The organism is Streptomyces sp. NBC_00878, from assembly GCF_026341515.1.
Classification (GTDB): Bacteria; Actinomycetota; Actinomycetes; order Streptomycetales; family Streptomycetaceae; genus Streptomyces.
The window spans coordinates 3,405,815-3,417,925 of record NZ_JAPEOK010000001.1 but is presented as its reverse complement, the minus strand read 5'-3'; the positions used below and the strand labels follow the sequence as shown (position 1 = coordinate 3,417,925).

The following is a 12,111-nucleotide window of genomic DNA, read 5'->3' as shown; positions in this document are numbered from 1 at the left end:
TCGCTCATCGGGACACCGCCTCCTCGCAGGCGCGCCGGATCAGAGTCCGGACGAGTTGTTTGCGGTAGTGCGTGCTGCCGGACGCGTCGGCGGGCGGCTCGACCGCCTCCGCCGCGGCGGACGCGCACGCCTCGAAGGAGCCGCCGTCCGCCAACACCGCCTCCGCCTCCGGCACTCGGACGGCGGCCGACGCCACTCCGCCGAGTGCCACCCGGCCCCCGCGCACCTCACCGTCCTCCACATCGAGGTCGACGGCGGCGGCCACGAGGGCGAAGTCCCCGCGCCGCTCGGCGAATTCGGTGAGCGCGGCGTGCGGCGCGGGTCGGGGGAAGACGATCTCGACGAGGAGCTCGTCCGGGTCGAGGGCGGTGGTGTAGTAGCCGAGGAAGAAGTCCCCGGCCGTGATCGTGCGCTCGCCCCGGGGGCCGCGTGCCACGAACTCCGCGCCGAGTGTCATCGCGAGCAGGCACCACTCGGCGGTGGCGTCGCCGTGCGCCATGCTGCCGCCGACCGTGCCACGGGTACGGATCGGCAGATGCCCGATCCAGGTCATGGCCTTCTTGAGGACCTCGAAGCCCGCCCCCAGCACCCCGGCCGGGTCGGTCTCCACCGTGTGGTGGGTGGTGAGCGCCCCGATGCGCAGTCCGCCGTCGGCGTCCCGGTGCATCCGGTCCAGTTCCCGCAGTCCGCCGATGTCGACGAGGTGCCGGGGCCGGGCCAGCCGGTAGTTCATCATCGCGACGAGGCTCTGCCCGCCGGCGATGACCTTGGCGTCGTCGCCGAGCTCGGCCAGCAGCCGCGCGGCTCCGTCGACGTCGCGGGCCCGGTGGTACTGGAAGGGGGCGGGCTTCATGGTCCTCCTGTCGTGCGTTCCGTGAGTTCCGTACGGGGTCGTGCCGATGTACCCCAGTACAGGCCGTATCTCAGAGGGCCGCCTGCTCGGCGACCCCCACCCGCGCGGCGGCCGGCGTCTCCTCCTCGTCGGCGTCCAGGGCCCGGCCCTTCGTCTCCGGCGCCGCGAACGCCATCCACACGACGGCCAGCAGCACCGCGATCCCCAGTACCGCGAAGGTCAGCGGCAGCCCCAGCACCGGCCACATGAGCGAGCCGAACAGCATCGGGGCGAATCCGGTGAACACCCGGCTGACCGACGAGGCCCAGCCGAAGCCACTGGCCCGCAACTCGGTGGGGTACAGCTCCGAGGCGTACGCGTACAGGACGGGAATCGTGAGCTGGATCAGGAAGCCGAAGACGGCGATCGCCACGACGGACCCGGTCGGCATCTCCATCACCAGCGCGAACACGACCAGGGCCAGGGCCGCGACCGGTGCCGAGAGCCCGATGATCCACTTGCGGCCGACGATGTCGACGAGGGCCGTGGACACCAGCACACCGACGATGCCGACCCCGCTCATGAGGGTGGTCTTCATGAAGGCAGCCGTGTCACCGAGACCCTCTTCCCGCAGGATGGTCGGCATCCAGCTCAGGGCCGCGTAGTAGACCAGCATGATGGTGGCGAACAGCGCCCAGGCCGCGGAGGTGATGCGCGGGCTGAAGCTCCAGATGCGGCGCAGCTGGTCGGCCGCGGCGGCCACCCCGCGCGGCCCGGTCTGGGCGACGGGCTCCGGAATCACGTACGGCACGACGGGGGCTCCGGTGCGGGCGACCAGGTCGTCGATGACCTTCCGGGCCTCGACCTCGCGGCCCTTCTTCGTCAGGTAGATGGGCGACTCCGGGATGCCACGGCGCGCCCAGAACAGCAGCAGCGCGGGCAGGACCATCGTCGCCAGCATCCACCGCCAGTTCCCGTCGACCGCCAGCAGCGCCGTCGACACGAACCCGCACAGCGTGACGCCCACCGGCCACCACACATCGAGCCCGGTGAGTATCCGGCCCCGGTACTTGCGCGGCGAGAACTCGCTCACCAGCGCGTAGTCCACGGGGATACAGCCGCCGAGGCCGATACCCGCGAGGAAGCGCAGCGCGAGGAAGACGGGGTACGTGGGCGAGAGGGCACCGAGGACGGAGAACAGGGCGAAGATCAGCAACGTGACGCTGAAGGCCTTCTTCCGGCCGATGCGGTCCGCGATCGAGCCCCAGGCGATGGCACCGACGGCCATGCCGACGAGGTTGGCGGTCGCGACGAGCCCGCGATCGCTCAGCGAGAGGTCGAACTGCTCACCCACGAGCGGCATGAGGAAGCCGTTCAGGGCGATGTCGTACGCGTCGAAGAGGTAGCCGAGGCCACCGATGATGAAGATCTTGCCCTGGACGGGCCATCTCCAGGGCAGTTCCTGAACGATCTGATCGCCTGTTTTCACGTTCGCTCCACGGTGTTGCGTGTTTGGTACGTGCCGCACGATTGCGGACGCGTCTTTCGCGGGGCTCCGACGTGCGGGTCGGATGAATCAGGGGGGTGGCGGTCTGGAGGGGGAGGGCGGCTGTCTTGAAGGGGCTTGAAGGGGCTTGAAGGGGAGGGGGCAGCCTCTCTATTTCTTGGGGGGCCGGGTTCAGCGGGCGAACGGGTAGGAGAACGCGCCGAGATCCGGGTCGTTGAGCGGGGTGCCCGACCAGAGCCAGTCGTAGGACAGGTCCGACTCCCCGTCGAAGTTCCTGAGCTGTTCGTCCCTGGCCCGCTGCTCGGGGCCGTCGGGCAGGTGGTAGAAGGTCTTGTTGCGCAGCGACGCGTCCTGGACCATGCCGGCGTGCTTGGCGCGCCGGTCGACGTAGCGGCGCAGCGCCCCCTCGACCCCGTCGGCCGTGACCGCGCCGAGCTCCTCGGCCAGTACGGCGGCGTCCTCCATGGCCTGCGAGGCCCCCTGTGCCTGGTAGGGGAGCATCGCGTGGCAGGCGTCGCCGAGCAGGGCGACCCGGCCGTCCATCCACACCGGGTCGCGGCGCCGGTGGTAGAGGGCGAAGGCGGAGACGTCCTCCTTCGCCTTGGACAACATGGACATCACCCGGTCGTCCCAGCCGGGGAACGCGTCCACGAGGTCCTGCGCGGTCGCGGACACGCTCCACTTCTCGGCGACCTCGTCCGTGCAGGGCACGCACGCCACGACGTTGAGGTACTCGCCGCCGCGGATGATGTAGTGCACGAGGTGCCGGTCGGGTCCGTACCAGATGGTGCTCTGGTAGCGGTCCATGAGCCAGCGCGTCGCCGGGTCGGCGGCGATCAACTCGCCCGGGATCAGGGCCCGGTAGGCCATCTCGCCGGAGAACTGCAGGGTGTCGGGGAGGCCCATCAGGTCACGTGTCCGCGAGCGGATGCCGTCGGCGCCGATGAGCGCGTCGCCTGCGTGGCGGCGCCCGTCGTCGGTGACCGCCACGGGGCGCGCGGGGTCCGTACGGTCCAGCTCGACGACCTTGCTCGCGGTGTGTACGTCCACGACGGGGCCGGGGCCGTCCGGATCGACGCACGCGTCCAGCAGGATGCGGTGCAGATCGGCCCGGTGGTAGTGCCAGTACGGGGCGTTGAACTGGTCCTTGCAGCGCTGCCCCAGCGAGGTCAGCCCGACGATGCCGCCGTCCTTCCACCGCCGCCGCACCTGATCGAGCGGTTCGGTGTGGATGGCTTCCATCTGCCTGCGCAGCCCCAGCCCCATCAGGATCCGGCTGGCGTTGGGCGCCGTCTGGATGCCCGCGCCGACCTCGCCGAGCTCGGCCGCCTGCTCCAGGACGGTGACCCGCAGACCACGCTGCCGAAGGGCCAGCGCGGCGGTGAGCCCGCCGAGACCTCCCCCGACGACGGTGACTTCGTACGACTGACTGGACGCCACTCTTCCTCCAACTGGCGGGCGTGTACGGGTGGTTCGTGCGCGGGCGGCCACCGCAAGCCGGTGCCGTGCGGGCCGGTTCCGTCGGCGGGTCAGCCGGCGGCGAGTCCCTAGTCGGGCAGCTTTCCGCCGGTGACGACCTCGACGTCGTCGACGGTGACGGTGCAGCCGCGCATCGCGATGTCGAGGTGGGCGTACGACTCACGCCCGAGGACCGGATGCGGCCCGGTCGACCACAGGAAGTTCCCGGCGAAGGCGCGGGCGTCCATGCCCATCAGGTCGTCCTTGCCGTACATCGCCGTGGCGAACCAGTCGGCCGTACGCATCAGACCCCAGCCCATGTGGGAGAGGCTGCGCGCCCACTCGTCCTGGGCGTCGTCGAAGAAGGTCGACAGCAGTTCGGCCTCGGCGCCGCCGGACACCTTCTCGATGTGCCCGCCCGCGATCTGCAGGGTGACGGGGGAACGGACGTACTCCTTGAAGGGCAGCAGGATGTCGCCCTCGGCGAGCACGATCTGCCCGTCCGAGATCTCCGGCCAGCACAGCACCATGGTGCTGGGCCAGTGGTCCCAGCGGCCCGGATCGTCGGCGAAGCCGCACTGGAACTCCGGCTTGGATCCGGCGAGTTGGACGGTGAGGTCGGTCCCCGCGTCCGAGGTGACCCGCATGACGGACGACCGCTTGAGCAGGTCGACGCCCTCCAGCACCTCGGCCTTGTCGCCCTCCTTGGGGAGGTTGCGGATCAGCACGTCGGGGGCGTCGCAGACGAAGATGATGCGGGTTCCGGCGCGCAGGATCTCCTGCTGGACGGGCGCGTGGATGAAGCCCTCGCGGGTCAGGTCGACGACCAGGTCGGCCGACTTCAGCAGGTCCTGCGCGGTGCTGTCGTTGAGTACGGAGACCAGGCCCGGACCCGCACCGGTGTGGGTGCTGGGCATCGGCGCGGGGCTGCCGCCGGGCACGGTCGCGGAGATGACATGCGCCCCGCACGCCTTGGCGGCGCCGAAGGCGGCCGCGACGTAGTCACCGCGGCTGCCGGGCTCGGACAGCACCACGACGTGCTCGCCGCTGCGTACCTTGCACAGCCGCAGCTCACGTGTGAAGGCGTCGAGCAGATCGACGGACGAAAGATCGAACACGGGCTTTCCTCCAGGGTTCGCAGAGGGGTACGGATCGCGCTCCGCCACGGCCGGCGGGCATGGCGCAGGCGCACTCCGGCAGGGCGACGGAAGGGGAGAGCGAAGACGGGGAATCGGGGAGAGAGACGGGGGAAACGGGGAGCGCAGGCAGGGGGGACAGACCCGCGACACACGACCTGAGCAGCGGTTTCGGGACGGTGGGTGCCGCCCGACGGAGATAATCCGAACACGTACTATCTCTACTTGGCAAGAGGTTGCACGCCGAGTTAACACGGTTATTTCATGACGGCCCGTCAGGAAATTCGGGACATTCCGGCCCGTCCTCGGCCTCACGAAAATGAATGGCTCACGCATCGAGTGCGTCGAGCGGGCGGGGCGGGACTGTCGCGTCCCGCCCCGCCCGCGCTCACCCGGGGTAGTCGAAGGCTCAGGCTTCGTAGGCCAGGAGCGCCATCATTCCGGCCTCGCCGTGGTAGGCGTTGTGGCAGTGGAGCAGCCACTGGCCGGGGTTGTCCGCGTCGAAGACGACGGACACCTTCTGCTTGGGCAGGACGATGGTGGTGTCCTTGCGTGGGCCGGTGTCGCCGAGTTGGTAGGTGTGGCCGTGCAGGTGCATCGGATGCCACATGTCGGTGGCGTTGACGAAGTCGAGGCGGACGCGCTGTCCCTCCTCGACGAGCAGCGGGTTCGCGGTCGGGTCGGCCATGTCGTACCGCTTGCCGTTGATGCCCCAGTCGTACTTGCCCATGCCGCCGGTCAGCTCGATGCGGTGGACCCGGTCGGCCTTCCGGGGCTCCAGGCGCACGTCGTCGGCGGCGCGCAGCTGGGATGAGGTCATGATCATGCCGTCGAGTTCCTTCGGCCGTACGGTCGCCTTGGGCGTACCGCCCGATCCGGTACGCATCAGGGCCATACCGCCGGCGTCCTTGCCACGTGCGTTCCCGTCGGCTGCGTTCTTGCCTTCGGCGAGGGCGACGAGCGGGAAGACACCGTCGCCGAGAGTGACCAGGACGTCGTACCGCTCACCCATGCCGATCAGAAGGGCGTCGACCTGCTGGTGTGCGACGGGGAACCCGTCGGTGTGGGTGACGGTCAGCTTGTGACCGCCGAGCGCCACCCGGTACGCGGTGTCGCCGCCCGCGTTGACGATGCGCAGCCGCACGCGCCTGCTCGGCTTGCCGCTGAAGACCGCCGGATCCGTCGGCACGCGCCCGTTGACCAGGTGGTACGGGTATGCCACATCTCCGGCGTCGCCGCCGAGCAGGTCGCTCTCCGCGCCCATGAGCATGAACTTCTTCTCTGCCATCCCGTCCATGCCCTCCATGCCCTCCATCCCGTCCATGCCGCTCATGCCCTGCCCGAGTTCGGTGAAGGCTTCGTCGGGTGTGCCGGTCACGCCGTCCAGCCAGTCGTCGAGGACGACGACCCACTCGTCGTCGTACGACAGCGGCTCCCTGGGGTCCTCGACGATCAGCGGGGCGTACAGGCCGCGGTCGAGCTGGACGCCGACGTGCGGGTGGAAGAAGTACGTGCCGGGGGCGTCCGCGATGAACCGGTACGTGAAAGTGGACCCGGCTCGCACGGCGGTCTGCGTGACCGGCGGTACGCCGTCCATGTCGCCGCGCAGCGCGAGCCCGTGCCAGTGGATGGACGTGGTGGTTTTGCCGGGCAGTTGGTTGGACAGCTCGGCCGCGAGGGTGTCACCTGCCGAGATCCGGATCTCCTTGCCGGGAGCCCGGCCGTCGAAGGCCCAGGACTTGGCCGTGACGCCGCCGCCCAGGTCGAGCGTGCCGGGGGCGGCGGTGAGAGTGACGCGGTGCACCCGGCCCGAGCCGCTCCGCCGCTTCTCCGCGCGGGCGACCTGGGAACCGGAAGGGCTGAGGAGGGAGGGGCTGCCGGGGTTGTCGTCATTGCAGGCGGCGAGTAGGCCGGTGCCTGCCGCGCCCAGTCCGGCGAGCAGGACGGTGCGACGGTTGATGCTGTTCACGAGGAGGTCCTCTTCTCGATGCGTGGCGCGTTACGCGTGGCGCGCGCGGCGATCGGCGCGTGGCCCGTGATGCGTGATGCGCGCAATGAGCCTTCGGGCGGTGTCCGGACACGGTTCGCCTGCGTCGCGAGGACGCGGGAAGCCGTGGGGCGCCGCCTATATGCGCAGTTGAGAGAGGACTGACAGATCGGGTGGCGCGCGATTCACGGATCGCGCGATGTGGTCCGTGCCCCCGACCGCCGCGTACTGGGCCGGGACGGCCGAGGTCGGCGACTCGGACGGGGACGCGAGCTGTACGGAGCCGACGCCGGCGGCGACGCAGAGCTGCATGGCCATGGAGGGGCAGGCGGCGCCGTCGGTGCCATGCGCCGCGCTGCCGGGTTCTGCTGAGCCCCCATGGGTGGTGGCGTGGTGGGCGGCGGACGCCGAGGCGGGTGCCGGTGCGGACATGGCGTGCGTCGCGGGTGTCACCACCGGTGCGGCGGGCAGCTCGTGGTGCAGGAGCACCGCGAGTACGAGGAGCACCGCGAGTACGGCGCACGCGGTGACGAGCATGCCGCGTATCCAGCGGACGGTGCCGCCGGTCCGTGACCGAGCCATCTCTCGTACCGTCATCGCGGGCGTCCGAACCTTCTGCGAGACCTTCTGGGAGCGTGTCCGGCACCATACCCCGTATGGGTATAAGGGGCGGGTTAGGGGCTGGTGGCGAGGAACTGGTGCGCGGCGGACGGGCGCGCCCGCCGCGCACCAGTCGCTGCTGTCCGCTCGGGATCGCCGATGCAAATCGGTCATGTGTCTGGCTCGTTAACGCGCTGTCGTACGGGAGTTGGCGGATCAGGGTCTGCGGGCCGCTACCATCACGGCATGATTACGGCCTGGTTACCCCCGCGCATGGCGCGGGCCCGTGTGTCTGCGGGTCCGTCGCTGCGCGTACTGGCCATGGCCGTGCTGCTGTTCGGTGTCGTGATCGGATTCGTGTTCGGGCACGGACTGCACGTCGAGAGCGTCGAGGGACATCCGGCGACCAGCGCCGCCGAGCCCGTGCACGAGGTGGCCGAGGAGGCCCTCGACGCCACGGACCCGCAGGTACTGTCCCGGCCCGCCGCGATGGGCAAGCCGGATGACGGCTACGGCTCATCGCATCCGGGCCAGCACTGTGTGTCCGGCCAGCCGCCGCAGGGACCGGTGGTGACACCACCCTGCTTTGCGGTATCGGTTGGCGAATCGTCCGCTGTCGGCCCTGCCTCGGCCGAGCGGGGTCTCAACGAGCCGGTGCTCTCTGCCGCGTCGCCGATGTCCCTGAGAATGTCTGTCGTCCAGCAGGTCTAGAAGCCGCGGTCCTCTCTCCTGGCTGTTCCGGTCGGCCCGCTTCAACGGGCGACGAGAACGGTCCGCCGCCGACGCGCGCGACGACCACCGGATCCCGCACACCCGCCGGGGACCTGGTGCTGCCTCGTCGATGCCGTCCCGCCCCCACCCATGCCTGCCCCCGTCCTCCGCCATGGCTGCCGCCGTGGCTGAGGAGACGGTGGCAGCACGGAGGACCTGTGCCGACACGCTTCCCTGCACTTGCGACCACGCACGCACCGTGGGCCTTGGCCGACTCCCGTCGGCCGCGCCCGCGCGTCACCCGGCTGCGCGTGGCTCTCCTGCGGGCCGCCCTGCTGACGCTGATCGGCTTGTGCGCCCTCATACACGGGCCGTCTGAAGAGACGGACCGGCCGGCACCTGCCGTCACGACTGTGTCGGCCCCGGTGGCGAGCGCCGCGGTGCCCCACGGACCGCATCGCCACCACGAGGGCGAGGAGTGCGGCCTGGACGGAGCCGTCCGTACGACGGCCGCCCAGGCTGTTCAGCATCCGCCTGCCGACGCGGGGGCGTTGGCGCTCGTCGGTGCCTCCGCGGTCCTCGTGCCGGTACGGCCGTTCGCACGCCGTCGGCCGTACCGGTTCGGCGGAAGACGTACGGGCAGAACCGAGCTCGTCCGCACCTGCCGGTGGCGCATCTAGACCCTCTCGCCCGCGGCCGGCGCCCGTACCGGCTGCCGCGCCACGGCTTCGCACGCCCGGACGGACCGTCCGCCGTGTGGCCGTGGTGCGAGATGAGCACGCACCGCGCATTCATCGAGCGAGAGCGAAAACGATGCAGTCAATGACGAACACCGCCGTCACGCCGGGTCGGTCCGCCCTGTCGGCGCTGGTGGGCAACACCCCGCTGCTGCGGGTGTCGCAGCCGCTGACACCCGCGGACCGAGGTTTCTGGGCGAAGCTGGAGGGCTTCAACCCCGGCGGGATCAAGGACCGGCCGGGTCTGCACATGGTGGAGCGGGCCCGCAGCCGAGGCGAGTTGGGATCCGGCGCCCGGATCATCGAGTCCACCAGCGGCACCCTCGGCCTGGGCCTCGCCCTGGCCGGAATGGTCTACGGCCACCCGGTCACCCTGGTCACCGACCCCGGCCTGGAGATGTCCATGACCCGGCTGCTGACCGCGTACGGCGCCCAGGTCAACGTGGTCTCCGAGCCCCACCCCACCGGCGGCTGGCAGCAGGCCCGCCGCGAGCGCGTTCAGCAGTTGATGGCGCAGCACCCCGGCTCGTGGTGCCCGGACCAGTACAACAACCCGGACAACACCACCGCCTACACCCCGCTCGCCCTGGAGCTGGCGACCGAGATGGGCCACATCGACGTCCTGGTGTGCAGCGTCGGCACGGGCGGGCACTCGGCCGGTGTCTCCCGGGTGCTGAGGCAGATCTACCCCGGGCTGAGGGTAGTAGGTGTCGACACCATCGGATCCACGATCTTCGGTCAGGCGGCCAGGCCGCGGCTGATGCGCGGCCTGGGGTCGAGCATCTACCCCCGCAACGTCGCCTACGACACCTTCTCCGAGGTCCATTGGGTGGCTCCGGCGGAGGCGGTGTGGACCTGCCGTGAGCTGGCCACCTCGCACTACGCCACCGGCGGGTGGAGCGTGGGAGCGGTCGCACTGGTCGCCGGATGGCTGGCCCGCACCCTGCCCGCGGACAGCCGGATCGCGGCGATCTTCCCCGACGGGCCGCAGCGTTATCTCGGGACGGTGTTCGACGACGACTACTGCGCCGCCCATGGCCTGCTCGACTCTCCGCCCGTGCCCGAGCCGGAGGTGATCGGACGTGCGGACGAGAAGGAGGTCATCCGCTGGACTCGGTGCACCACCGTGGCCGACCCGCTCACCTTGGCCGGCGCGGAGGCGGAGGCCGTGACACCCGTCGGGCCGGAACCGTCCGGCCGGCCCGACGCCGCGGAGGAGGAGAGCCGGTGAAGGGCACCCTCGCCCAGGTACGCACGTACGAACGCAGCGTTCAGCTGTTGATGGTCAATCAATTCACCATCAACCTGGGCTTCTACATGCTGATGCCTTACCTGGCCGCTCACCTGTCCGGCACCCTCGGGCTGGCCGGCTGGGTCGTCGGACTCGTTCTCGGCGTACGGAACTTCAGCCAGCAGGGCATGTTCCTCGTGGGCGGGACGCTTGCCGACCGCCTCGGCTACAAGCCGATGATCATCGCCGGATGCGTACTGCGCACGGTCGGCTTCGCGACGCTCGGCCTGGTCGACTCGCTGGCCGCGCTGATCGCGGCCTCCGCGGCGACCGGGCTCGCGGGGGCGCTGTTCAACCCGGCGGTCCGGGCCTACCTCGCCGCCGACGCGGGGGAGGAGCGCAGGGTCGAGGCGTTCGCGCTGTTCAACGTCTTCTACCAGGCCGGGATCCTGCTCGGCCCGCTGGTCGGAATGGTGCTGACCGGCGTCGACTTCCGCATCACCTGCCTGGTCGCGGCCGGGATCTTCGCGCTGCTCAGCATCGTGCAGATCCGCGCGCTGCCGGCCCGGCGGGCCGAGGACGCCAAGGGCAAGGAGCACGGGGGCCGGGACGGTGTACTGGCCCAGTGGCGAGGCATCCTCGCCAACCGGCCGTTCCTGCTCTTCTCCGGGGCCATGATCGGCTCGTACGTGCTGACGTTCCAGGTCTATCTCGCGCTGCCCCTTGAGGTGCGACGCCTTGGCGGAGAGGGGGAGTTCGGCACGGCGGCGGTGGCGGTTCTCTTCGCGGTCTCCGGGCTGAGCACGATATTCGGCCAGACGAGGGTGACCGCCTGGTGCAGGGCCCGGTACGCACCGGGGCAGGCGCTGAGCTGGGGACTGGCTGTCATGGGGCTGGCGTTCGTGCCGCTGCTGGCGGCCACCGCCGTGCCCGTACCGGAGGCCGGAGTGGGGCTGTGGCTGCTGGCCGGGGTGCCGCCGACGCTCGCGGCGCTGCTGCTGGCGGTCGGCACGATGATCGCGTACCCCTTCGAGATGGACACCATCGTCCGCCTCTCCGGTGACCGGCTCGTCGCCACGCACTACGGGCTGTACAACACCATCTGCGGGGTCGGCATCACCCTCGGGAACCTGCTCACGGGCGCCGCCCTCGACGCCGCCCGCGAGGCGGGGATGCCGGCGCTGCCGTGGATCTCGCTGGTGGCGCTCGGCCTCGCCTGCGCCGCCGCCCTGTACGGCCTGCACCGCACCAGCCGTCTGGAGCCTCAGGGGCCTGAACCGCAGCCCGTCGCCGCCTGATCCGCACTGATCGGAGCCCCCGAGCACGACCAGCTCCGACAGTCCGTACGAGCGGCCGTCCTCCTGGGCTGACCCGCCCGGTCAGCCCAGGAGGACACGAAGGACGACACGAAGGAAGGACGACACAGAGGACCCCGGCAGCGTCGTATGCCGGGGTCCGGCGCACCTCCTCGTACCCGTCCGCGGTGTTCTCACGCGCGGACTCTCGTGACGTGGGTGAAGAGTGCGACGCCGATGTGATCAGAACGGTTGGTTGAGGAAGCCTTCCATCTGTTTCAGCTGGTCCGATCGCCTTCGGCGCCGGGGACGCCGCGTCCGTCGCAGCCCTCGCGGAGCGGCTCATCGCCGCCGGTGTCCACATCGACCGCGAACCCCGGCCGCAGGACACCCCCGGCGGAGGGTACGGATTCCGCTTCTTCGACCCCGAGGGCCGTCTCATCGAGGTCTCCTGCCACGTCGCACAGCGCACCGCACGCCTGCTGGGGCCCCGAGTCGATTCCGCGCCGGCTCAGTCACGCACTGAACTGCTGGCCGAGGCATGGTCGGCGGCGAAGCGGCTGCTGGGCCTTCCGGCTTAGGAACCTTCCTGTAGGGCCTCGCGGCTGGTGTCGGAG

11 protein-coding genes are annotated in these 12,111 nt (G+C 70.5%); 5 read left to right on the top strand and 6 right to left on the bottom strand.

All coding sequences use genetic code 11. The annotated features are described in order from the left end of the window. Positions 1-4: 4 nt before the first annotated feature. From OHA11_RS14065 to OHA11_RS14040, 6 genes are all read right to left on the bottom strand, one after another. A complete protein-coding gene (locus OHA11_RS14065) occupies positions 5-853 on the bottom strand; it encodes a xanthine dehydrogenase family protein subunit M (RefSeq protein WP_266496027.1) in 849 nt (282 codons plus the stop codon). A 70-nt stretch (positions 854-923) separates the two neighbouring features. Next, entirely contained in the window at positions 924-2,321 is a 1,398-nt protein-coding gene (locus tag OHA11_RS14060; protein WP_266496025.1) for an MFS transporter, read from the bottom strand. 189 nt (positions 2,322-2,510) lie between these two features. Further along, positions 2,511-3,779, bottom strand: coding sequence for an FAD-dependent monooxygenase (locus OHA11_RS14055; RefSeq protein WP_266496023.1), 1,269 nt, complete (start codon positions 3,777-3,779; stop codon positions 2,511-2,513). A gap of 107 nt (positions 3,780-3,886) precedes the next feature. Further along, positions 3,887-4,915, bottom strand: coding sequence for a hypothetical protein (locus tag OHA11_RS14050; protein ID WP_266496021.1), 1,029 nt, complete (start codon positions 4,913-4,915; stop codon positions 3,887-3,889). A 427-nt stretch (positions 4,916-5,342) separates the two neighbouring features. After that, positions 5,343-6,902 (bottom strand): multicopper oxidase family protein, encoded by a 1,560-nt coding sequence (locus OHA11_RS14045; protein WP_266496018.1) that lies wholly within the window; start codon positions 6,900-6,902, stop codon positions 5,343-5,345. A 156-nt stretch (positions 6,903-7,058) separates the two neighbouring features. Next, a complete protein-coding gene (locus tag OHA11_RS14040; RefSeq protein WP_266496016.1) occupies positions 7,059-7,502 on the bottom strand; it encodes a DUF6153 family protein in 444 nt (147 codons plus the stop codon). Between the two features lie 264 nt (positions 7,503-7,766). On the opposite strand from OHA11_RS14040, the gene OHA11_RS14035 reads away from it, so the two are divergent. The 5 genes from OHA11_RS14035 (at position 7,767) to OHA11_RS48335 (ending at position 12,075) form a co-directional block, all read left to right on the top strand. After that, the gene (locus OHA11_RS14035; RefSeq protein ID WP_266496014.1) at positions 7,767-8,231 is read left to right on the top strand and encodes a hypothetical protein; all 465 of its coding nucleotides are present in this window, start codon (positions 7,767-7,769) and stop codon (positions 8,229-8,231) included. A gap of 266 nt (positions 8,232-8,497) precedes the next feature. Next, positions 8,498-8,911, top strand: a complete 414-nt coding sequence (locus OHA11_RS14030; protein ID WP_266496012.1) for a hypothetical protein — start codon at positions 8,498-8,500, stop codon at positions 8,909-8,911. Positions 8,912-9,053: 142 nt separating this feature from the next. Then, a complete protein-coding gene (locus OHA11_RS14025; protein WP_323186561.1) occupies positions 9,054-10,199 on the top strand; it encodes a PLP-dependent cysteine synthase family protein in 1,146 nt (381 codons plus the stop codon). After that, a complete protein-coding gene (locus OHA11_RS14020; RefSeq protein ID WP_266496008.1) occupies positions 10,196-11,497 on the top strand; it encodes an MFS transporter in 1,302 nt (433 codons plus the stop codon). Before OHA11_RS14025 ends, OHA11_RS14020 begins: the two co-directional genes overlap by 4 nt. A gap of 287 nt (positions 11,498-11,784) precedes the next feature. Beyond that, entirely contained in the window at positions 11,785-12,075 is a 291-nt protein-coding gene (locus OHA11_RS48335; RefSeq protein WP_323186764.1) for a VOC family protein, read from the top strand. Positions 12,076-12,111 lie beyond the last annotated feature (36 nt).